At 73.0% G+C, this 20,873-nt stretch carries 19 protein-coding genes; 8 read left to right on the top strand and 11 right to left on the bottom strand.

Translation table 11 applies throughout. From position 1 onward, the window contains the following. The 6 genes from O7627_RS03495 to O7627_RS03470 all read right to left on the bottom strand — a co-directional run bounded on the left by O7627_RS03495 (position 1) and on the right by O7627_RS03470 (position 7,956). Positions 1–813 (bottom strand): prenyltransferase/squalene oxidase repeat-containing protein, encoded by an 813-nt coding sequence (locus tag O7627_RS03495; protein WP_278098140.1) that lies wholly within the window; start codon positions 811–813, stop codon positions 1–3. Positions 814–915: 102 nt separating this feature from the next. Further along, positions 916–2,145, bottom strand: a complete 1,230-nt coding sequence (gene moeZ, locus O7627_RS03490; protein WP_347404631.1) for an adenylyltransferase/sulfurtransferase MoeZ — start codon at positions 2,143–2,145, stop codon at positions 916–918. Between the two features lie 108 nt (positions 2,146–2,253). Next, entirely contained in the window at positions 2,254–3,096 is an 843-nt protein-coding gene (locus O7627_RS03485) for a DUF3152 domain-containing protein (RefSeq protein WP_278092059.1), read from the bottom strand. A 104-nt stretch (positions 3,097–3,200) separates the two neighbouring features. Then, positions 3,201–4,106: a DUF3152 domain-containing protein gene (locus tag O7627_RS03480; RefSeq protein ID WP_278092058.1), complete on the bottom strand. Its 906-nt coding sequence runs from the start codon at positions 4,104–4,106 to the stop codon at positions 3,201–3,203. Positions 4,107–4,112: 6 nt separating this feature from the next. Next, positions 4,113–5,114 carry an alpha/beta hydrolase gene (locus O7627_RS03475; protein ID WP_278092057.1) on the bottom strand — a complete coding sequence of 334 codons (1,002 nt, stop codon included), beginning with the start codon at positions 5,112–5,114 and terminating at the stop codon, positions 4,113–4,115. Between the two features lie 52 nt (positions 5,115–5,166). Then, positions 5,167–7,956 carry a hypothetical protein gene (locus tag O7627_RS03470; protein ID WP_278092056.1) on the bottom strand — a complete coding sequence of 930 codons (2,790 nt, stop codon included), beginning with the start codon at positions 7,954–7,956 and terminating at the stop codon, positions 5,167–5,169. A gap of 150 nt (positions 7,957–8,106) precedes the next feature. Here O7627_RS03470 and O7627_RS03465 point away from each other — a divergent pair, with 150 nt between their 5' ends. Further along, entirely contained in the window at positions 8,107–8,757 is a 651-nt protein-coding gene (locus O7627_RS03465; RefSeq protein WP_278092055.1) for a TetR/AcrR family transcriptional regulator, read from the top strand. Positions 8,758–8,822: 65 nt separating this feature from the next. Beyond that, positions 8,823–9,047: a DUF3107 domain-containing protein gene (locus tag O7627_RS03460; protein ID WP_278092054.1), complete on the top strand. Its 225-nt coding sequence runs from the start codon at positions 8,823–8,825 to the stop codon at positions 9,045–9,047. Positions 9,048–9,079: 32 nt separating this feature from the next. Here the strand turns inward: O7627_RS03460 and O7627_RS03455 are convergent, their stop codons facing one another. Then, positions 9,080–9,724, bottom strand: coding sequence for a ferritin-like fold-containing protein (locus tag O7627_RS03455; protein ID WP_278092053.1), 645 nt, complete (start codon positions 9,722–9,724; stop codon positions 9,080–9,082). A gap of 258 nt (positions 9,725–9,982) precedes the next feature. Between O7627_RS03455 and O7627_RS03450 the strand changes: the two genes are divergently transcribed. Continuing rightward, a complete protein-coding gene (locus O7627_RS03450) occupies positions 9,983–11,830 on the top strand; it encodes a DEAD/DEAH box helicase (RefSeq protein WP_278092052.1) in 1,848 nt (615 codons plus the stop codon). A gap of 117 nt (positions 11,831–11,947) precedes the next feature. On the opposite strand, the gene O7627_RS03445 is transcribed toward O7627_RS03450, so the two are convergent. After that, on the bottom strand, positions 11,948–12,823 hold the full coding sequence (locus O7627_RS03445) for a hypothetical protein (protein ID WP_278092051.1): 876 nt from the start codon (positions 12,821–12,823) through the stop codon (positions 11,948–11,950). A gap of 330 nt (positions 12,824–13,153) precedes the next feature. Between O7627_RS03445 and O7627_RS03440 the strand changes: the two genes are divergently transcribed. Further along, entirely contained in the window at positions 13,154–14,110 is a 957-nt protein-coding gene (locus tag O7627_RS03440; RefSeq protein WP_278092050.1) for a cyclase family protein, read from the top strand. A gap of 431 nt (positions 14,111–14,541) precedes the next feature. Here O7627_RS03440 and O7627_RS03435 read toward each other — a convergent pair whose 3' ends face one another. Both O7627_RS03435 and O7627_RS03430 read right to left on the bottom strand, forming a co-directional pair. After that, positions 14,542–15,369, bottom strand: a complete 828-nt coding sequence (locus O7627_RS03435) for an endonuclease/exonuclease/phosphatase family protein (RefSeq protein ID WP_278092049.1) — start codon at positions 15,367–15,369, stop codon at positions 14,542–14,544. A 79-nt stretch (positions 15,370–15,448) separates the two neighbouring features. Next, a complete protein-coding gene (locus O7627_RS03430) occupies positions 15,449–15,826 on the bottom strand; it encodes a hypothetical protein (protein WP_278092048.1) in 378 nt (125 codons plus the stop codon). Positions 15,827–16,168: 342 nt separating this feature from the next. Between O7627_RS03430 and O7627_RS03425 the strand changes: the two genes are divergently transcribed. From O7627_RS03425 to O7627_RS03415, 3 genes are all read left to right on the top strand, one after another. Then, positions 16,169–16,963, top strand: coding sequence for a helix-turn-helix transcriptional regulator (locus O7627_RS03425; RefSeq protein ID WP_278092047.1), 795 nt, complete (start codon positions 16,169–16,171; stop codon positions 16,961–16,963). Further along, positions 16,954–17,142, top strand: a complete 189-nt coding sequence (locus tag O7627_RS03420) for a DUF397 domain-containing protein (RefSeq protein ID WP_278092046.1) — start codon at positions 16,954–16,956, stop codon at positions 17,140–17,142. The genes O7627_RS03425 and O7627_RS03420 overlap by 10 nt, the downstream gene beginning before the upstream one ends. Before the next feature lie 229 nt (positions 17,143–17,371). After that, complete coding sequence (locus O7627_RS03415) at positions 17,372–18,163, top strand: hypothetical protein (protein WP_278092045.1); 792 nt, start codon at positions 17,372–17,374, stop codon at positions 18,161–18,163. 50 nt (positions 18,164–18,213) lie between these two features. Here the strand turns inward: O7627_RS03415 and thrS are convergent, their stop codons facing one another. Beyond that, entirely contained in the window at positions 18,214–19,464 is a 1,251-nt protein-coding gene (gene thrS / locus O7627_RS03410; RefSeq protein ID WP_278092044.1) for a threonine--tRNA ligase, read from the bottom strand. 205 nt (positions 19,465–19,669) lie between these two features. On the opposite strand from thrS, the gene O7627_RS03405 reads away from it, so the two are divergent. Then, positions 19,670–20,869 (top strand): SAM-dependent methyltransferase, encoded by a 1,200-nt coding sequence (locus O7627_RS03405; protein ID WP_278092043.1) that lies wholly within the window; start codon positions 19,670–19,672, stop codon positions 20,867–20,869. Positions 20,870–20,873: the final 4 nt, after the last annotated feature.

Below are 20,873 nucleotides of genomic sequence, written 5' to 3'. Positions count from 1 at the left end.
CTACCGGGCGGCGCGGATCGCGGCGAGGGTGGTGTGCACGTCGAAGGCATCGCCGTCGTCACTGGGCCACCCGCCGTCGCTGCGCTGGGTCTCGGCCAGCCGGCGGCGGGCAGCGACCAACAGCCAGTCGTCGGCCTTGACGCCGACCCGGCGCAGCGCCGACCCCATGGCGGCGACGTTGGCCGGCGACATCTCCGGCAGCCGGTCGGTGAGCACACCCTGGATCCGGGCCGACTCGTAGAACATCTCCCGCCGGTAGAGCATCGCCGCGCCGAGCCAGCCGGCGGCCAGGTACGACGGCCAGGTGCCGTCCGGCCGCACCTGGGCCGCGACCGCCTGCGCCGCCGCGTGCACCACACCCGCGTACGCGCCGCCGACCCGCTCGTCGCGCGGGCCGGCGGAGCGGGCGTCCAGGCCGGCGACGGTGAGCCAGAACCCGGCGCAGGCGGTCAGGTAGAGCACCGCCTCCGGGTCGCCCGGCTTCGCCCAGGCCGGCGCGTCGCCGGCCAGCGACGCGTCCTCCTCCCAGGTGCCGTCCGGCCGCTGCCGGCTGGCCAGCCAGTCCAGCGCCTTGCGGGCCGCCGGGCGGCCGAGCGCGCCGAGGTCGTCCAGCTCGGCCAGCCGGAAGCAGGTGGCGTCCACCGAGGCGACGTCGCCGCCCCAGAAGGCCGGCCAGCCGCCGTCCGGGGCCTGCCCGATCTCCGCGTTTGCCAGGATCTCCGCCGGCGGCAGCGCCCCGGTACGCAGCCAGGAGAGCCGCGCACGATCCACCGTGTCGCCGTGCGCGACGACGAACCCGATCGCACCGTCCATGTCGACCACCTGCGAGACGCTACCGGCGCGGCCGGGGTTACGCCTCGGTAGGTCAGCCAAGGTCAACTGTCCGGCCGGTGACCGGACCGGCGGCTGGTCCGGTCAGTACGCGGGCAGCGACGGGTCGACCTGCTTCACCCAGGCGAGCACCCCGCCCTGCACGTGTACGGCGTTGGCGAACCCGGCCGCCTTGATCGCCGCCAGCGCCTCGGCCGACCGGACGCCGGACTTGCAGTGCAGCACGATCTGCCGGTCCTGCGGCAGCCGGGCCAGCGCGTCGCCGGAGATGATGTCGCCCTTGGGGATCAGCGTCGCGCCCGGGATGCTGACGATCTCGTACTCGGCCGGCTCCCGGACGTCGACCAGGAAGAAGTCCTTCCCGGCGTCCTGCCACTCCTTGAGCTCGCGGGCGGTGATGGTGGCGTCCAGGGTGGCCGCCTCGGCCTCCGGCGAGACCGCGCCGCAGAAGTCCTCGTAGTCCTCCAGCAGGTCGGTGACCGTCGGGTTCTCGCCGCAGAGCGCGCAGCCCGGGTCCTTGCGGACCTTGATCTTCCGGTACGTCATGTCCAGCGCGTCGTAGACGGTCAGGGCGCCGACCAGCGGCTCCCCGATGCCGGTGAGCAGCTTGATCGCCTCGGTGACCTGGATCGAGCCGATCGAGGCGCAGAGCACCCCGAGCACCCCGCCCTCGGCGCAGGACGGCACCATGCCGGGCGGCGGCGGCTCCGGGTAGAGGCAGCGGTAGCAGGGGCCGTGCTCGGCCCAGAAGACCGACGCCTGCCCGTCGAAGCGGTAGATCGAACCCCAGACGTACGGCTTGCCGAGCAGCACCGCCGCGTCGTTGACCATGTACCGGGTGGCGAAGTTGTCGGTGCCGTCGACGATCAGGTCGTACTGGCTGAACAGCTCCCGGACGTTGTCCCGGTCCAGGGCGGTGTTGTGGATCTCCACGTTGACCAGCGGGTTGATCTCCCGGACGCTGGCGGCGGCCGACTCGGCCTTCGACCGGCCGATGTCGGACTGGCCGTGGATGATCTGCCGCTGCAGGTTCGACTCGTCGACCGTGTCGAAGTCGACGATGCCGAGCGTGCCGACGCCGGCCGCGGCCAGGTACATCAGCGCCGGCGAGCCGAGTCCGCCGGCGCCCACGCAGAGCACCCGCGCGTTCTTCAGCCGCTTCTGCCCGGTCACCCCGACGTCGGGAATGATCAGGTGGCGCGAGTAGCGGCGGATCTCGTCGACGGTCAGCTCGGCGGCGGGCTCCACGAGCGGGGGCAGCGACACGGTGAACTCCCGGTGCGATCCTCGTCCAGCCGGCCGGCTGGACGTCACGGCGAAACATGCCGTGCCATTGTTGCTCGACGATCGGCCCGCCGGCCATGAGGTGGAACACCAGCCCGTCATGCGGGAGCGGGAATACCCGCCGGCCGGTGGCACCGGTCACCCGACAGCGGGGCCGGCGTAGCGGCGGCCGGCCCGGTACGGCCAGGCGTATGCCCGGCAGCCGTGCAGCCCGTAGGTCTGCTGCTGCATCACGGGCGCGGGCCGGCCCGCACCGGGGCACGCCTCGTGCCCGTGGCCGAGCTGGTGCCCGACCTCGTGGTTTATCGCGTACGCCTGATAGACCTCGACCGGCGCGCCGTAGCCGGGCACCGCGCCGAACCAGCGGGCGGCGTTGATGATCACCTGGCCGGGCAGCCGGCAGTTGGTGAAACGTTCGGTGCGCAGCCCGCCGGTCGCGCAGATCCGCTCGGAAGTGCCCGGGGTGGCCAGGAAGACGGTGAACTCGGCGCTGGCGACCCTCGGCACCCGGCGCAGCCGCAGCTCGCCGCTGGCGGTCCAGCCGTCGGGGTGGCCGAGGATGCCGTCCACGGTGCCGGCGAAGCCGGCCGGGTCCTGGTCGATGCCCCGCTCCACCGCCACCCGGTACCGGCGCAGGGTGCCGGCGCGGCCCAGCACGGCGCTCTGGCCGGTCGCGTACCCGAAGTCGCCGGCGCCGGTCTCCGGGTAGGTCGGCGGCGGCCGGTCGGCGGGCGCCGGCCGCTGGGCGGCCTGACCCGACGTCGGCACCGCCGGTGGGGCAACCGACGGCGGCTCGGCGGCCGGGGCGATTGCCGGCGTGGTGGCGCCCCGCTCCGGCGTGGGGTGGGCCACCCGGTCCGGTTGCTGCCGGGCCTCGGAGTGGCCGACCAGGTCGAGCGCGACCAGGCCGGCCGAGGCGAGCAGCAGGCAGGCCATCAGGGCCCGCTGGCGGCGGCGCCGGCGCCGGGTCGACAGGGTCATCGGCTGAGGTTTGCACGCGCGGCGGGGGAACCCTAGCCGGCGCGCCGATGCCCATATTTCGGACTATAAGCCCCGGGTCGCCGCCCGTTGCCCCGGGGCGGCGGTCAGAGCGCCGGCCCGGTGTACCGGCGGCCGTCCAGATACGGCCACGGGTTCGCGACGCAGCCGTCGAGAAAGAGCGTCTGCTGCATCATCACCGGCGCCGGCCGGCCGCGGCCGGGACAGCGCTCGTGGCCGTTGCCCAGCTCGTGGCCGACCTCGTGATTGATCACATAATCCCGGTAGGTGTCCAGCGGCACCCGGGCCTCGACGAAGTGGTCGACCGACCGGCGCCACCGCTCCAGGTTGATGATCACCTTTCCGGTCGCCCGGCAGGACGTGTACGGCCGGCCGTCGATCCGGATGTTCACCCCGCCGGCCGCGCACATCTCACCCGCCGTCCCGGCGGTGGCGAGATAGATCGTGAAGTCGTGGCCGGCACCGTCCGGCACCCGCTGCAGCCGCAGCCGCCGGGACGCCGGCCAACTTCCCGGATCACCCAACGCCCGCTCCACGGCGGCGACGAACCCGGCCACCTCCTCCCCCGCGCCCTTCTCCACCGCCACCCGGTACCGGCGCAGCGGCCCGGCCCGGCCGGCGACCCGCCCCTGGCCGGCGGCGAACGCGAAGCTGCCCGACCCGGTCGCCGGGAACGACCCGGTCAACCGCAGCGGCGGCGGCCCGGGGGTCGGCGTACCGGTCGGGGTGGGGGTGGGCGCGGCGGTCGGCGTCGGATCCGGGCTGGCGACGGCACCGGCCCCGGACAGTCGGGCACCGTCGGGATCGGCCGGCCCGAACCTGGGCGGCAGGATGGCGGCGGCCAGGCCGAGCAGGCCGGCCGCGGCCACCGACAGGACGGCCAGGGTGGCCCGGCGCCGGGCCCGACGGCGACGGGCGCGGGCGGCGCGGTAGGGGCGCGGTGACCGGCGGGCCGGGCCGGCCCGGCCGGCGGCGAAGTCTGAAGATGGCATCGCCAACTAAGTACGCCCGACAGCCGGATTCCGTTGCTCCATCGCGGAGCCGGAATACTCGGCGCCGGCCACCTCGTCGAGCAGCGCCAGGGTGGCGCGGGCCACCGTCCGCGGCACCTCCAGTTGGGCGACGTGCCCGACGTCCGGCAACATCAGCAGCCGGCTGTCCGAGAGCACCTTCGCGACCTGCGGCGACACCCGGGGGTCGACCAACCGGTCCCGCCGGCCGCCGATCACCAGGCTCGGCGCGGTCACCAGCCGGGCGATCCGCCACAGCGAGTTCGACCCGGGCAGGTACGCGCGCAGGAAGCTGCCCACCAGGCCGCGCAGCGTACGCAGGTAGGCGGTGGCGTAGTGGTCGAGCGTGTACCGCAGCCGGATCTCCTCGATCGCCTCCTGCCGGCGCTGGTCGCAGATCCGGGTGATGTCCGCCACACACGCCTCCAACACCTGGCTGGCCATCTCCTCGGGGGCCAGTCGGGTCAGCAGCCGGCCGGCCAGCAGCTCCGCCCGGGGGATGGCCAGCAGCGGCAGCATCCGGCCCTGCAGCGAGCGGCGCGGGTCCAGGAACGGCATGGCCGGCGAGATCAGGGTCAGGGTCCGGACCAGGTCCGGCCGCAGGGCCGCGATCCGTATCGAGATCGCCCCGCCGAGCGAGTTGCCGATCAGGTGCACCGGTCCCCGGTCGCTGTGCTCCAGGTACCGCACCACCCGGTCGGCGAACGCCCGGATGGTGTAGCTGACCCCGGGGTCGCTACGGCCGAAGCCGGGCAGGTCGATGGCGTGGGCGGCCAGCCGGCCGGAGAGCAGGCCGGCCAGGTCGGTCCAGTTCTGCGAGGAGCCACCGAGGCCGTGTACGAACAGCGCCGGCTCGGCGTTCGGACCGGTGGCGGGGGTCTCGCGCACGTACGTCACGGTGCCGTCGAGGGTGACCGGTCGACCCGGCCAGGGCGGTGGCACCGCACCTCCGGTGAGCAGCTCCTCGGGGCCCAGCATCGCGCGCTTCATCAGTCCAGTGTCACCGATCCGGGCCGCGCGTCACCGGGTAATCGACCCGGGCTCAGGCCAGCAGGGCCTCCAGCCGGCGGTTGACGGCCGCCAGCGTGGCGCGTACCACAGCCTGGCGCGGGTCGCCGGCGACCAGCGCGGAGCCGGCGAGCTGCTCCACCCAGCCGTCGCAGACCAGCAGCACCACGACGGTGGCCACCTCGCAGCTGCCGAACGGCACCACCGCGGCGTGCTCCACGAAGCAACGTCCCCGCCCGGTGACCTGCGCCGAGGACCGGAGCAGTTCGTCGACGGCGGCGGCGGCCGAGACCGCGCAGAGGCGCAGCACGTAGCCGTCCACCGCCGGGCCGGTGGCCAACCCGGTGGCCTGCTGCTCACCGGCGGCGAGCCGGACCTCGACGGTGGCGTCCAGCCCGAACGTGCTCACCTGTACGTGGTCGATGAGCACCCGCGGCCCGGGTGTCTGGCCGGCGGGCAACGGCCGGGACGGCGCCGCCTCCGTCGTGGTGATCTGCCCACCCGAGTACGACGTACCGGTCGTCTGCGGACCCGGCCCGGACGGCAGCGCGGTGAGCACCGCCGGATCGCCGAGCCGCTCGTCGACGGCGGCCCGGCCCTGCGGCCCGGCACCGCGGCGCCGACGCGGCGTTTCGTCCGGCGCCTCGGTGGGCTCCTCGTCCGCTGCTGCGGCCGAGGGCTCGGCGGCGGGCGCCGGCTTGGTGGCCGACCGCTGCTGGGGGGCCGTCTCGAACGGCCGCGGTCCCCGGCCGACCGATCCGGCCCGTTCGCTGCGTTCGGTCCGCGCGACACTTTCCGGCAATTCGTCCTTCTTGGACAACTTGTCGGCGTCGGTTCGGGACTCCACCGGGGCGGCGGCCGCCGGCGCCGCACCGGGAGCCGACGGCATCGCGGCCGCGACCCGGCCGGGCGACTGCGGCTGGCCGCCGGACGGCTGGGAAGGAGCGGAGGTCGGCTGCGAGCCGGGCGACTGCGGCTGGTCGTCGGAGGCCGGCGCGGACGAAGCGGGTGCCGGGCCGGGCAGGTTCTGCGGTGCCGCGGCCAGACCCATCCGATCCTGCAACAGTCGGGCGACCTGCCGGCTCACCTCCGCCGGGTCCGCCCCGTCGGCGAGATCCAACCGGAGGCTGTGGGCACCGGCCGGCGTGGTCCGCAGGGACGCCTCCCGCACCCCGTCGACCCCGTGCACAGCCGCCAGGATCGCGTTGACGTCGAAGCCCTCCGGGCGCTCCTGCACCTCGGCGGCGTCGTCGTCCCGGCGCAGGTGAGTGGCGATCCGGGCCAGTTCTGGCGTCTCGGCGGGTGGATCCACGGCTGGCGGCTCCGGCACGGTCGGCACGTCCGGCGCGGCGGGGACGCGCTGGGGCAGTGCCTCGGTAAGCGGATCGGCCGCACGGCTCGCCGAGATGGGGTCCGCTGGGGCCGGTTCGTCGGGCCGGTACGGGTATCCGGATTGTGACGGGTTGGGCGGGTTCGCCCGGGAGAGCTCCGCGGGCTGGTACGCCGGAAGCTCGTTACCCGTAGCGTACGTCGGCGCGATGGGTTGCCACGGTGGCCGGGCCGCCGCCGGGTCCTCGATCCTTGCCCGGCCGGACCGGCTGTACGGCGCCGGGGCGTCGGCCCAGGCCGGCCGGACGGGCCGGTCGTCGAGCGGCGCGGTCGGGCGGTCGGCCGACTGATCGGCCAGCTCGGACGGCTCGGACGACTCCTCGGCGGTCGACCGGTCGGCCGCCGGCGAACTGGACCAGCTCGGCGACCAGTCGTCCCGCAGGCGATCGGGACCAGGGCTGTTGCCGGTGTCCGGGCCGGGTTCGGCGAGGCTGGCCCACGGCGGTGCCCAGCCGGACGACCAGGCGCTCGGCCCGGGTGGCGACGGCGCGCCGAGCTCCGGCTCGGTCTCCGCCGGCTCGCCCGACCGCGGGTCGGCTCCGGTGGACGGCGGGTCGGCGTCGCGATCCTGGCGGGGGCGACCCGGCCGGGGCGGCTCCGCCGACATCCGCTCGGGCGGCCGGTAGCTGCTCGGCAGCGCCCGGAAGTTGGGCGGGGTCTCGACGCCCCCGGAGCCCGCCGGTGGCGCCGACCGGGGACGCGCCGAGGTGGGCGGCGCGGAGATCGGGTCGAGCCGGCCCCGGTCCTGCCATCTGGGCGGCTGGGTCGGCGGGACGGGCGGATCGTCGTACGAGTGGCGGGCCGAGCCGAACGGGTCGGCTTCCAGGTCGGACGCCGGACCGGCCGGTTGGGCGGACGACGGGTACGGCGCGGACGCGTACGGCGACTGGTAGGCACCGGCCGAGGAGTACGGGGCGGCGGACGACACCGGCGGGGCGGAGGTCGGATAGGGCGACGGCTGGTCCAGCGGCACCGGCTGGTCGGCGAACCGGGGTTGCACCCGCTCCGCCGTCGGCACCGGTCGGGGCGCCGGCACGACCAGCCGCTGCCCGTCGGCGCTCTCCGCCAGGTCGTCGTCGTTCTCGTTGCCGACCTCGTCGTGGCCGGCGGCCGACCGGCCGGTGGTCGGCTCCGGGTAGCTGGCCCCGTTCGTCACCGGGCGACCCGGCCGGGCGGCACCGGGGAAGGCGACCGGGCGGGTGCCGTACCGGGGCAACGGGTCGGTCCAGGTCCGCACGCCGACCGGCTCGACCGGTGGCCCCCACTGCCGCGGGGTCGGATCGGGCCCGGCCTCGGCACCGGGGGTGGCGGCACCGGACCAGGCGGCATCCGCCGTGGCCCAGCCGCTGTCCGGACGGACGATCTCCCCCTCGGTACCTGCCCCGTTGCCGTTCTCACCCGGTGCGGCGGCCCCGGGTTGCCCTGTTTCGTCCACCGTGCGCTCCTTGGTCGCCCCCGCTGAGGCTACCGTGTGGTGTGGGTGGCGATAAGTTACAGCGGCGGGCTAATTCGACGACCAGGTCAGGTGCACACCGCTCGGTTCCGATTCGAGGTCGATAGCGTGCAAGCGAAAACGGAGGTCACGATGACCGCTGCGGGCAGTGGAGTGCCGACGGCGGGTCGGCCGACCCGGCTGCCCCGCTCGGCCCGGCGCAAGCAGTTGCTTGCCGCCGCGCAGGAGGTCTTCGTGGCTCAGGGTTACCACTCGGCCGCGATGGACGACATCGCGGAGCGGGCCGGCGTCTCCAAGCCGGTCCTCTACCAGCACTTTCCCGGCAAGCTGGAGCTCTACCTGGCGCTGCTCGACCGGCACTGCGACGCGATCGTGGCGAAGGTGCACGAGGCGATGCAGGCCACCACGGACAACAAGGAGCGGGTCAGCGGCGCGGTCCGGGCGTACTTCGACTTCGTCGACCACGAGAGCGAGGCGTTCCGGCTGGTCTTCGAGTCGGACCTGCGCAACGATCCGGCGGTCCGGGAGCGGGTGGAGCGGGTCGAGAAGGGCTGTGTGGCGGCGATCACCGACACCATCATCTCGGACACCGGGGTGAGTCGGGCGCACGCCGAACTGCTGGCCTCCGGCCTGGTCGGGGCGGCCGAGACGGCGGCCCAGTTCTGGCTGGCCAGTGGCCGGACGGTGCCGAAGGCCGAGGCGGAGGCGCTGCTGGCCAGCCTCTCCTGGCGGGGCATCGCCAGCTTCCCGTTGCAGGGTGAGTCGCAGGGCGAGTCGGCCTGACGACGCTGCGCGCCGATCGGATAGCCTTCCAACGGCGCAGTTTTCGCGCGGATTGAGGAGGCCACGTGGAGGTCAAGATCGGCGTGCAGTACGCGCCGCGGGAACTGGTGCTGGAGAGCTCGCAGACGCCGGCCGAGATCGAGCAGATCGTCACCGACGCCATCGCCGGAGACGGGACGCTCTCCCTGACCGACGAGCGGGGTCGGCGGGTGATCGTGCCGGTCAGCAAGGTCGCCTACGTGGAGATCGCCGAGGCGTCCCCCCGGGCGGTCGGCTTCATCGCCCGCTGACCGGCGGGCCGGCCCGGTCCGCTTCCAGGTGCTCAGTTGTTCAGGCCGACGGCGGCCATCCGTCCGGTGTGCGCCGCCGTCAGCCGCTTGAACAGGGCCTGGGCCGCGCCGGGGTCGCCGGTCGGGGCGACCAGCAGGGTGGTCAGCGCGGCCCGCTCCGCGGCCACCCGCCCGGCGTGCGAGAGCGCCTCGCCGACCAGCCGGCGGGCCCACATCGAAAGCCGGTTGGCGAGCCTCGGGTCGGCGACGATCGCCGCTCTGATCTCCCGGCCGGCGAACTCGTCGTACCGGGAGTCGTGCAGCACATCCAGGACCAGTTGCCGGTCCGGTTCGGCCAGCTGCCCGGCGATCTCCCGCAGGAAGTCGTCCGCGACGGCATCGCCGACGTACGCCTTCGTCAGCGCCTCCAGCCAGTCCTTCGGCTGGGTCGAGTCGTGGTACGACTGCAGCGCCGTCACGTACGGCCGCATCGCCTCTTCGGGCCGCATCCCCAGTTCGGTCAACCGGTCCGCGAGCCGCCGATAGTGGGTGATTTCGCGCGCCGCCATCTCGCTGAGCAGCGCGCGGCGGGTCAGGTCGGGGGCGAGCCGGGCGTCGGCCGCCATCCGGTCGAAGGCGACGAGTTCGCCGTACGCGACCAGGCCGAGCAGGTCGGTGAGGGCAGCGGGGTCGGACACGGGGGCAGGCTACCGCCCCCAGGCCCGATAACGGACGCCGTTCCGACCCGAGACGACATTTGCCCGGGTCAGGTAGCATAGAGCAGTTGCCACAGGCCATGGGGTCATCAATTCGATTCCGGGAGCCGCCTGCGGCGCGCGTGTGCGGCCCGGTTCGCTCCCCGGCGGTAAGCCGACGAACCGTGTGGCCCGCGCCATACCGACACCGCGCCCTACGACCGACGGGGCGCACCCACGAGAGGGCACCCCCACAATCACATGAGCGATTACATCGAAGAAGCACTGGCTGGCCAGGAGCTGGCGGCCGACGCACCCGTGCGCCCGGAGGCACCCACCTTCGCCGATCTGGGCGCCCGACAGGAGACCGTGGATGCGCTCGCCGCCGTCGGCATCACCCGCGCGTTCGCCATTCAGGAGTACGCGCTGCCGATCGGCCTGCGCGGCACGGACATGATCGGCCAGGCGCCGACCGGCACCGGCAAGACCCTCGGCTTCGGCGTACCGCTGCTGGAGCGGGTCTTCGACCAGAGCGAGGGCAGCGACGGGGTGCCGCAGGCACTTGTCGTGGTCCCCACCCGGGAGCTGGGCCTGCAGGTCGCCAAGGACCTCGCCGCCGCCGGTAAGACCCGGGGCATCCGGGTGCTGCCGATCTACGGCGGGGTGGCGTACGAGCCGCAGATCGACGCGCTGCGCAAGGGCGTCGAGATCCTGGTCGGCACCCCCGGCCGGCTGATGGACCTGGCCAAGCAGAAGCATCTGCGGCTGGACCGGGTCCGGGCGCTGGTGCTGGACGAGGCCGACCGGATGCTCGACCTGGGCTTCCTCGACGACGTCGAGAAGATCCTGGCGATGCTGCCGGAGGACCGGCAGACGATGCTCTTCTCGGCCACCATGCCGGACCCGATCGTGGCGCTGTCCCGGCGGTTCCTGCGCCATCCGGTGACCATCCACGCCGGGCACACCGCCGAGACCGGGCCGTCGCCGCAGACCCAGCAGCTCGTCTACCGCACCCACTCGATGAACAAGGTCGAGATCGTCGCCCGCATCATGCAGGCACAGGGCCGCGGCCTGACCATGATCTTCACGCGTACGAAGCGGGCCGCCGACCGGGTCGCCGAGGATCTCGACTTCCGTGGTTTCGCCGTGGCCGCCGTACACGGGGATCTGGGCCAGGGTGCCCGGGAGCGCGCGTTGCGCGCGTTCCGGACCGGCAAGATCGACGTGCTGGTCGCCACCGACGTCGCGGCCCGCGGCCTGGACGTCACCGGCGTCACCCACGTGATCAACTACGACTGTCCGGAGGACCAGGACACCTACACCCACCGGATCGGCCGGACCGGCCGGGCCGGCGCGACCGGCGTGGCGGTGACCTTCGTGGACTGGGACGACATGCCGCGCTGGCGGATCATCGACAAGACCCTCGGGCTGGAGATGCCGGAGCCGCCGGAGACCTACCACACCTCCCCGCACCTCTACACCGACCTGGAGATCCCCACCGACGCGCCGGGCACCCTGCCGACCGCCTCGCGTACCCGGGCGGGCCTGTCGGCCGAGGTCGAGGAGGACCTGGGCGGCCGGTCCCGCACCGGTGGCCGGCGCGGCGGCGAACGCGGCGGCGGCGACCGGGGAGGTCGGGGTGGCCGGTCGCGTGGCCGGCGGGGCGGCTCCGACCGGTCCGCACCACCCGCCGACTCCCCGGTGGGGTCCGAGGACGCCGGGTCCGAACAACCCAGGCGCGATCGGGTACGCCGGCGGCGCCGGGCCGGTGAGCTGGTGGCCGGCGAGTCCGGTGCGGTCGAGCAGACCACGCCGACCGAGGGCGGATCCGGGCGGACCCCGTCGACCGGCGGCGGCACCGGGCAGGCCCCGTCGACCGGGGGTGCCGGGCAGGCCCCGGCGACTGGCGGCGGCGCCGGGCAGTCCCCGGCGAGGGCCAGCGGGTCCCGGCAGCCGGTCTTCATGACCGGTGTGGCCGGTGGCGACGAGTCGGCGGCGGAGCAGTCGTCCGGGCGCCCCCGGCGGCGGCGCCGGCGGCGCGGGTCGGGTGGCGGTGCGGGTGCCGGCGGCGGGGCCGCTGGTGGCGACGGCGCCGCGTCAGCCGACTGACTCTGACAGACAGCGGAACCCCTCCGCCGACGGCGTGGTCGGCGGAGGGGTGTGCGCGCCCCGGTTGTGGAGGCAGGGGGCCGGAGCGCGCTGACCGGTTCTACCGGCGGGTGCCGGTCAGCTGGCGGAGCTGACCGCGCAGGTGCCGAGGCCGTCCAAACCGGACACCACCACACCCTGCCGGTTGAACGCGATCCGAATCCGGTCGATGGTCGCGTCCCGCTTGCTCTTCAGTGGACCGAGGATGGCGTTCTGCACGAAGTTCGGGCCGCCCTGGCCGACGGTGCTGACGAGCCGGTTGTTCGCCTCGCCGATCTGGGTGTCGAGCAGCGCCAGGTTCCGGGTCACCTCGGCCTGGGCCGCAGCCGGTGCGGCCGGCAGCTTGTCGGCAACACTCGGGCAGCTGATCGTGCCGACCGCGGCGGCGCCACCGTCGGCGTTGCCCCCGTCGGCGTTTCCACCGTTGCCGTTGCCGCCGGCAGCCGGCGGCACGTCGGTCGGTTCGGCCGGTGCCGCGGCACCGCCGCCGCTGGCGAGCGAGCAGGTGTCCAGGCCGTCCAGGCCGGAAACCACGACGCCCTGGCGGTTGAAGGCGATCCGGATCCGGTCGATGGTGGCGGCCCGCTTGTCGGCCAGCGGGCCGAGAATGGCGTTCTGCACGAAGTTCGGGCCGCCCTGGCCGACACTGTTGGCGATCCGGTTGTTCGCCTCGGCGATCTGGGTGTTCAGCTGTGCCAGGTTCCGGGTCACCTCCGCCTGGGCGGCGGCCGGCGCGGCCGGCAGCTTGTCGGCGACGGTCGGGCAGGAGACCGTACCGGCCGAGGCCGACGAACCCGACTCACTGGTGGTCGCCGCCGCGACGCCGAGGCCGCCACCGACGATGACCGCCGCGGCGGCCACGATGCCGACGACCTTCCACCTACCGCTGCCGCCGGCCGGTTCGCCGCCGTACATGCGGCGACGACGCATCGAGGACTTCGAGATGAATGACATGCGCTGACAACCCAACCCTTCTCGGGAAGCTGGTGGCCGGTTTGCCGCGCGCTCGATCGCAGGCTGGCCGGTGGGTCCGGGTGACCCACATCCATGGAGGCGCCCGAGCGTGGCCCCTCCCCGGATGCTCCGGAGACTTCGTTGTGAGGCGGTGGTGGCGACGGGAGCCGCCGGCCTCGACCGTGCATACGGGTAGCGCTCCCACGTGGTTCAACCAGATTTTCCGCCGGTTTCGGCGACGCCGGGCGTGGTGACGGATCGGGCCGGCCACCGGGCGGTATACCCTTCCCGCGGTCTGACGGAGGGCGCGACCGGAGGAGTCGAGCGAGGATGACGGCAAGGCCGCCGATGCCCAGACAGGACGACGTGCTCGGCTACTTCGACACACTGTCGAACTGGGGGCGGTGGGGTGACGACGACGAGCTCGGCACCCTGAACCACATAACCGACGAGGTACGGGTGGCGGCGGCGCGGGCCGTGCGGCACGGCCGGAGCGTGTCGTGCGGGTGGGAGGTCGCCGCTCCGGCGGAGCTGGAGCGGTCGACGACGACCTGCCCGTGCGCCGCTGACATGCCGGGGGCCGAGAACATGCCGTTGCCCGGGTTCCGAGCCGACCGGCGCTGGGGCTTCTCGACCGAACGGATCGGCCTCACCTTCCACGGCAACACCGTCACGCATCTCGACTCGCCGTGCCACATCTTCTGGGAGGGCACGATGTACAACGGGCGGCCGCACTCGTTCGTCGACGCCGAGACGGGGTCTGCCTGGGCGGCCGTCACGGCGGCGGCGGACGGGATCGTCACCCGCGGTGTCCTGCTGGACATCGCGGCGGTCCGGGACGTGCCGTGGTTGGAGCCGGGGCAGGGCGTGTTCCCCGACGACCTGGAAGCGGCCGAACACCGCCAGGGTGTACGGGTAGGGACCGGCGACGCGGTGCTGCTGCGTACCGGCAACGGCCGGCGCCGGCACGAGACCGGTCCGGCCGGCGGCGCCGAGCAGGCGGGCTGGCACGCGTCCTGCCTGCCGTGGCTGCGGGAGCGGGAGGTCGCGCTGATCGGTGCCGACACCCCGCAGGAGGTTCAACCGTCGGGGTACGACGAGGTGCTGATGCCGGTGCACGCCGTCGGCCTGGTCGCGATGGGGCTGTGGCTGCTGGACAACTGCGACCTGGAAGCGTGCGCGGCCACAGCGGCCGAACTCGGCCAGTGGGACTTCCAACTCGCCGTCGCGCCGGTCCGCCTGGCCGGCACGTCCGGCAGCCCGGTCAACCCGATCGCCACCTTCTGACCAGTGCTGTCACCCCGGGTAACCTCGCCCACCACACACATAACCAGTTGGCGATATACCACCGAGTCATTTTCATGCCTGAGAGTCATAACGCACTTTGAGATCCTGTCGCCTACGCCGCGTCAAACGCCCGGTATGGACCGATCAGGACGGATCGAGATGGTCGGCGGGCGCCGCGTTCAACAGCCATTCGAGCGGAAGCTTGCGGACCACGTCGTACTCGTCGGCGGGTCGAGATGGCGCAGAGTGACGGTCTGTGCCTGACGCTGCGCGGTTGCGGCCGGGACGAGGGGGGGGTCGGGTCCGGAATCCCGCCGCCGTCACCCCGGCCGCCGGCCTAGCTCTCGGCGATCTTCCGCTCCAGTTCGGCGCGGAAGCGCTCAATCAGGAGGCGCTTCGGGTCCGTGCCGGGTGGATGGCCGGATGAGCCCTCACCGACCGGCGACCGTGAGGACGGCTGACACGGGAAGGTGGTCGGAGGCCGCAACTGCGGCCGGGTCGTTGTGAACCCTCGCCGTGCGGACCCGGACGGTCGGTGAGGCGAGGACGTAGTCGATCCGCACGGTCGGCAGGTCACTCGGGTACGTGTGGCCGGCGCCAGTGCCGGCAGCAGCCCAGGCGTCCGGCAGCAGCGCCGTGAGGGTGGTCATCTCCGGCGTCTCGGGGGTCGCGTTGAGGTCACCAAGCAGCACTGCCGGGCCTCGCCACCCGCCCACCAACTCCCGGATCGCCTCGGCCTGCAGCAGCCGCTCAGCGGCGTCGTTGTGCTGCAGATGCGTCGTATACACCTGAACCGGCACCCGACCGACGACGATCCGGGCGCGCAGCAACCCACGCTGCTCGTGCCCCGCCACCTTCGGCAACAGGGTGTTGTCCCAGTCCAGAATCCGGTAACGCGACAGCAGCGCGGTGCCGTACTGCCGGCGCGGCGCTCCCGGTGTGAGCGGGTCGAGGTCCAGGTTGGCGCCGTAGACCAGGTGCATCTTCAGCCGCCGAGCCAGCTCGGTCGCCTGGTCGGCGAAGCCGCTCCGCTCACTCCAATGCCGGTCGACCTCCTGAAGACCGACCACGTCGGCACCGGTCGACCGCACCACCCGGGCGATCCGGTCCAGGTCGACGAGACCGTCGGCCCCCGCCCCATGGTGGATGTTGAACGTCAACGCCCGGAACGAGTTCTTCGGCGCGGCGGCGGCCGGTGCCGTGGCCAGCACCGCGCCGATGACGAGGCCCAGGCAGGTCAGCGCCCGTATGGTCCGCATGGGACGGAGCTTCGCAAGGCAGGATGGCCGGAACGCGAACCATCGACGACGATCACATGGCCGGATGACGCGGCCGGGCTCACCCCTCGCCGTCACTCCCGGCGGAGCGGTCGAGCATCGCCTCGTACAGCCGTTTCTGGGCTTGGCGGCCGTAGTAGCAGAGGCCGGTCTCCTCGCCGAGCGGCTGGCCGCACCGGCAGACGTACTCGTCGGACGGTTCGTGCCGGGCGAGCAGCATCCGCAGCGTGTCCAGCTCGACGTGGCTGGGGATGGCGTCCGGGACCACCGCCTTGCCCGCCGCGCCGGAGAGGGTGCCGGTCGGGAACGGCGGCACCGGGATGCGGTTCGGCGGCTGCGCCTCGGGAAGCCGGCCGCCGATCCGCCGCTCGTTGATGGGCCGCCATCGACGTGCGGGGGGTCGTCCCTCCGGCTCGTCGGCCGCACCTTTGTCGTTCATCACGCCTCCAGTCCTGTCATCGGTTGGGACCGGCGCCCGGGGTACGCGTCGGGGCAGCACCCCGGACACCGGATTTCGGAATCCCGCCGTCGCCACCAGGGGAGGGCGAGGCTCGGGCGGGCACTCCGCCCCAACTCCACCCCGTCCAGGATTGGCACATCCCACCCGGGGCGAAGTCAGTACGCGAATCCCAGAAATGCAATCCCTGCTCATTCAGACCGCCACTCTGACGGCCCCTAGATCGCGCTTAATCCACTCTGGACCACGCCGCCGAAACGGTGCAATATAAGCACACGGCAACACGGTCCGAATCAGTCGAGAAAGCTCGGGGAAGGATCAGGAATGTCGAGTCATGTTGGTGGTCTCGGAAGAATTCTCAAGTTTGCCCGCGCCAAGTCCGGGCTCACCCAGGATCAGCTCGCCGAGCGCATGCACGTGTCGACGTCGTTGATCGCCAAGTTCGAGACCAACCGGCTCCTCCCACAGCCAGACACCGCCCGCCGCCTCGACGCCGTGCTCGAAGCCGGCACCCTCTTCCAGGAGTTGACCGCAGAAGGCCGCGCCTTCGTCGGCCACCCCCTCTGGATCCGCCCCTGGCTGGAACTCGAAAGCAACGCCACCATGGTCCGAAGCTTCGAGCCCCTGATCGTGCCCGGCCTGTTGCAGACTCCCGAGTACGCCCGGGCCATTCTCACCGATGGAAACACCCGGCTCCGCAACATCGACGACGCGGTCGCGGAGCGCCTGGGCAGGGCCGACATCCTGCACCGACCCGAGGACGAATGCCGGCTCGCCGCCATCGTCGACGAGGCGGTGCTGCGGCGGCCGGTCGGTGGCCCGAAGGTCATGGCCGATCAGCTACACGCGATCGCCCGGGCCTGCGCGCTGCCGAATGTCGGCGTCGCCGTGGTGCCCTCGTCGGTGGGCGCCTATCCGGGCGTCAACGGGCCACTGGCCATCGCGACAGTCGGCGGGCGCAATGTGGCGTTCATGGATGGCCCCCTCGGTGGCGAGGTGACCGAGGACCCCGAGCGGGTTGCCGCGCTGGAAGAGGTCTGGGAGTTGATCCGCGAGTACGCTCTACCCAGGACGCAATCCCTCGAACTCGTCATGGAGGTAGCGGAATCATGGAGCTGACCGACACTCCGCGTTGGCGCAAGTCCTCCCGCAGCAACGGGCAGGGCGGCAACTGCGTCGAGGTCGCCGACAACCTCCCCGGCCGAGTGCTCGTCCGAGACTCCAAGGACCAGGCCGGCCCCTCCCTCAGCTTCACCCCCACCGCTTGGCGGCACTTCCTCCACACCGCCAAACGCTGATCGGCACCAGCCGAACCGCGATTCGAAACGCCCCGTTGCCGCTCAGCGCAACGGGGCGTTTCATTCCCAGTACCCATGATCATGGCGCGCTGAGCCGTCGAAAACGACGGCAAATCAACGGCTGACTGCGCCAGGATCATGGACACGGCACTTTGCGGGTACGGCTTTCGGTTGTGGCAGGCGATTGAGCAGGGTCGGGCGGGTGGTGAGGGCTGGTTAGGGTGGGCCGGTGGTGATCCAGAACGAACCTGAACCCGTTGTGCCCGGATGGGTGCGGTGGCCGGTGCGGGTGGTCGCGCTCGTCTTCGTGGTGCCGGTCCAACTGGGCTGGACGGCTCTGGCCGCGTTCGGCAGGTACGTGCTCGCTCCGATCGGCCGGTTCCTCCACCGGTATCTGCTGCGGCCGGTCGGCTGGTTCATCGATCGGTGCCTGCTGCGGCCGGTGCGCTGGTTCCTGGACCGGGTCGTCTGGCAACCGGTGCGCTGGTTGTTCATACACCTGCTGTGGCGGCCACTCGGCTGGCTCGGGCACCACCTGCTGGTCGTACCCGTGGGGTGGCTGTTTCGCGTCTGCCGGCCGGTGTTGCGGGCGGTCGGCGTGGGTCTGCTCGTCGCGCTCGGTTGGGCCGCCACCGGCCTGCTGGCGGTGGCGTACTGGATCGGTCGGGTGCTGCGGGCCGGTTGGGAGGCGGTGCGACCCGGTGTCGTACTGGTCGGCCGGGTGCTCTGGGCGGCGGTGCGGTGGGCCTGGCGAGTGGTCGAACTGGGGCTCGGCTACGTCTACCGGCTGCTGCTGCGCCCGGTCGGGCGCGCGCTGCGTTGGCTGTGGCGGCACACGGCAGTGCCGATCGGCCGGGCGGTGCGCTGGGGCTGGCGGGCGACGGTCGCACCGGCCAGCCGATGGATCCGCGACGCGATCTGGCAACCAACCGCCGCCACCACCCGGAGCGTCCTGATAACCCTCGGCCTACGCCACCCCGGCCGCCCGGCACAACCGCAGCCTCCCACCCGACAGCCATAGACGTCAGTCGCTGAGCAGTGGAAATCGACCGGGTTCCCACTGCTCAGCAACTAACGATCTTGATGCCCCAGCTCCGGCCACAGGTCGGGTCGGTGTGCGGCGACCGCGGCGGCCATCCGTTCCACCACCTCGCCGGCCGGCGCGGGAGCGATCCGGCGACCGTCGCGCAACCGCAGTGCCACGGCGCCGGTCGCCGCCTCCCGCCCGCCAACCACCACCTGGTACGGCACGAGCCGCGCCGCCCTGATCCGGGCGCCCAACGAGCCACCGTCCGACGGCCCGTGCACCTCAACTCGCAGCCCGGCCTCCACACACCGTGCGGCCACCGCCGACGCCGCCGGCAGCTCAGCGTCGGAGATCGGCAGCACCACCACCTGCACCGGCGCCAACCAGGGCGGAAACGCCCCGCCGTGCGCCTCGATCAGGTGCGCGACGGCCCGCTCGACGCTGCCGACGATGCTGCGGTGCACCATCACCGGCCGGTGTTTCGCACCGTCCGCACCCACATAGGACAGGTTGAACCGCTCCGACTGGTAGAAGTCGACCTGGACGGTGGAGAGGGTGGACTCCCGGCCGGCACCGTCCACCACCTGCACGTCGATCTTCGGGCCGTAGAACGCCGCCTCCCCCTCGACCGCCTCGTAGGCCAACCCGGCGGCGTCCAACACCTCCCGGAGCAGCGCGGTCGAACGCCGCCACAAATCCGGGTCGGCGACGTACTTGCCGCCCGCCCCGGGCAGCGAGAGCCGGTAGCGCGCCGGGCTGATCCCCATCGCCCGGTACGCCCGCCCGATCAGCTCCAGCGCTCCCCGCGCCTCCTCGGCAACCTGGTCCAGGGTGCAGAAGATGTGCGCGTCGTTGAGCTGGATGGCCCGGACCCGGGTCAGCCCGCCGAGCACCCCGGACAGCTCGGCGCGGAACATCCCGCCCAGCTCCGCCATCCGCAGCGGCAGCTCCCGGTAGCTGTGCGCCCGGGACCGGAAGATCACCGCGTGGTGCGGGCAGAGGCTCGGCCGCAGCACCACCTGCTCACCACCCTCGCCGTCCAGCTCCATCGGCGGGTACATGTCGTCGGCGTAGTGCGACCAGTGCCCGGAGATCTCGTAGAGCTGCCGCTTGCCGAGCACCGGGGAGTAGACGTGCCGGTAGCCGGCCCGCCGCTCCTGCGCCCGGACGTAATCCTCCAGTGCCTGCCGCACCGCCGCGCCGGCCGGCAGCCAGTACGGCAGACCCGAGCCGATCAGCGGGTCGGTGTCGAACAGATCCAGCTCGCGGCCGAGCCGGCGGTGGTCGTACTCCATGGGGGTCTCCTCGCGGGATCAGGGCGAGCGACCGCAAGCCGAAGCCCCGGGGCACTCGCCCCGGGGCTTCCGATGACAACTGTCAGCGCGCCGGGACACTCTCCGGCGTCGTCGTGCTGACGGCGTGCGACATGCCAACGACCATACCGCCGGCACCCCGGTGCCCGCCCGCATTTACCGGCCGGCGCCGGGGCAGAATGGGCCCATGCCGGAACAGCTCGACCTGGCGCTCGCCCAGCTCCGGGAGCTGCTCCTCGACCCGGGTCTGACCAGGGCGGTGGCCGCCGGCCGCCGCCGAGGGCAGGCCCCGTCCGTGGTACGCGCGGAGCTGCGCCCGGTCGCGCTGAAGTCCGGGTCCCGCCTGCAGATCGTCACCTTCGACGGCGCCCGGCCGTACACCCGGAACGTGGCGCCCGGTCCGGAGGCCGGCGGCGCGGTCGACGCGCTGCTGGCCCAGCCGTTCGGCAACTGGCACGTGCAGACCGCCTCGACGACCGTGCAGCTGCGGGTGACCAAGAAGGGCGAGGCACAGGTGCACCGGACCGACACCCCGGGCGGCCCTCCCGGCGGGCCAGGAACCGGCAACGGGCCAGGAACCGGCGGTGGCTCGGGCGCTGCGGGCGGGCACGACCGGGAGAAGGAGCATCTGCTCGATCCCGGTGATCCGCTCTTCACCGCGATCGGGGCGAACGCGGCCAAGCGCCGGCAGGTGGACGCGTTCCTGCGGTCGCTGGCCGCCACCCTGCCGGCCGAGCTGCCGCAGCCGCTGCGGATCGCCGATCTCGGCTGCGGCAACGCCTATCTGACCTTCGCCTCGTACCGGTATCTCGCCGCCCGGGGGATCGACGCCGAGCTGACCGGGGTGGACGTCCGCGAAGACCAGCGGGAGCGCAACACCGAGCTGGCCGGGCGGCTGGGCTGCGCCGACCGGGTCCGGTTCGTGGCCGGCACGATCGCCGAGGTCACCGTCGAGCCCGCACCCGACCTGGTGCTCGCCCTGCACGCCTGCGACACCGCCACCGACGAGGCGCTGGCCCGGGGGGTGCGCTGGGGCGCCCGGTGGATTCTCGCCGCGCCGTGCTGCCACCACGACCTCGCCGCGCAGCTGCGCACGAGTCCCGCCCCGGAGCCGTACGAGCTGCTCACCCGGCAGGGCATTCTGCGGGAGCGGTTCGCCGATGTGCTCACCGACGCGCTGCGGGCGGCGCTGCTGCGGCTGCACGGCTACCAGGTCGAGGTGGTGGAGTTCGTCGACTCCCGGCACACCCCGCGTAACCTGCTGCTGCGCGCCCGACGCACCGGCGCCGCCCCGACCGACGAGCAGCGGACCGGGTACCACCAACTGCTGGCGCAGTGGCGGGTCACCCCACGGCTGCGGGCTCTGCTCGGCGACCCGCACTCCTGACCGG

Source organism: Solwaraspora sp. WMMD1047, from assembly GCF_029626155.1.
Taxonomy (GTDB): Bacteria; Actinomycetota; Actinomycetes; order Mycobacteriales; family Micromonosporaceae; genus WMMD1047.
Note: the sequence above shows the minus strand (reverse complement) of the source record. Positions and strands in the feature narration are given on the sequence as shown.